General features: G+C 59.4%; 2 protein-coding genes. Both read left to right on the top strand.

All coding sequences use genetic code 11. The features are described from left to right. Positions 1–544: OmpA family protein (locus EOA28_RS36230; RefSeq protein WP_148671125.1), on the top strand; the 544-nt coding region annotated here is incomplete at its 5' end. A 13-nt stretch (positions 545–557) separates the two neighbouring features. After that, positions 558–1,052 (top strand): Rab family GTPase, encoded by a 495-nt coding sequence (locus EOA28_RS36225; protein ID WP_127249232.1) that lies wholly within the window; start codon positions 558–560, stop codon positions 1,050–1,052. Positions 1,053–1,234 lie beyond the last annotated feature (182 nt).

Here is a 1,234-nt window from a genome sequence, read left to right as displayed (position 1 = left end):
GAAATCGGTTCGGCTTTCGATCATCCAGAGTCGCATCGTTGTCGTGGGCGAGGCACCTGCCGGCTGGATCAGCCGGGCGCAGGCCGCCGCCGACCAACTTTCGGCGGACGGAGTGGTTCTGGATGTCTCGCAGTTGCGCGAGCTGAACCTTGCAGAGCTTAATCAGTTGAGAGAGGCCATCCAGACGACCGATATTTTCTTCTCTTCCGGCAGAGTTGTCCCGGGACCGGAGCAGACGCCGGTGCTCGACAGATTGGCTGATCAGTTGAAGGAATTCGCCGAAAATGCCCGCAAGGCAGGCGTGACAGCGCGGTTCATGTTGACCGGCCATTCGGACACAACGGGTCGTGAGACGGCCAACGCCTCGATCAGCGCTGCCCGCGCCGAGACAGTTCGCGCGCTTCTCAACAAGCGCGGCGTCGCTCCGGAACTGCTCTTGGTTCGGGGCGCCGGCACCTTTGAGCCGGCGGTACCCGAAAACGAAAATAGCCGAACTGGGAACTCCACCAACCGCCGGGTTTCGGTTACGGTGAACCTGGAGTAGTGCGGAGCCCGGGATGCTGCAAAAAAAGATCTGCATGTTGGGCGGGTTCGCCGTCGGCAAGACGAGCCTGGTGCGCAGGTTTGTCCAAAGCATCTTCTCGGAAAACTACTTGACCACGGTCGGCGTCAAGATCGACAAGAAAAGCGTCGCGTTTCCGGACAAGACCGTGGACTTGATCTTGTGGGACCTGGCCGGCGAAGACGATATCGGTTCGTTCCGCGTCAGCTATGTGCGAGGCGCGACCGGGCTCGTGCTTGTCGCCGATGGAACCCGGCCAGCCACTCTTGCCGTGGCGCTCACGCTGCGTGAACGGTGCGAGGCCGAATTCGGTGCCATGCCGTTCATATTGCTGTTCAACAAATCCGACCTGACCGATCGGTGGGCGATACCGGAGGGCGAGATCGACGAACTCAAGCAACGTGGATGGCAGGTCTATCTGACGAGCGCGCTATCGGGCGAACATGTCGACGATGCGTTTCGTCAGCTTGCTTCGATGGTCGCCAAGTAGACTATGTCCAGTTTGCCGAAAGAAGTCAGAAGCTGGATATACGACTTCTTTTCCAATGGGCGCTTCGCAGCGTATCTGAAGATCGACGCCCGGCAATGCATAGAAGAGAAGGGCGGCAACCTCGACTTTTACGGGCTCTCGTCGCTTCGCATCGGCGAGCCCGTTGCCGAGCAGCTTGAATT

Origin of the sequence: Mesorhizobium sp. M2A.F.Ca.ET.067.02.1.1 (assembly GCF_004023285.1) — a bacterium.
Lineage (GTDB): Bacteria > Pseudomonadota > Alphaproteobacteria > Rhizobiales > Rhizobiaceae > Mesorhizobium.
This window is presented reverse-complemented; position numbering and strand designations above follow the sequence as displayed.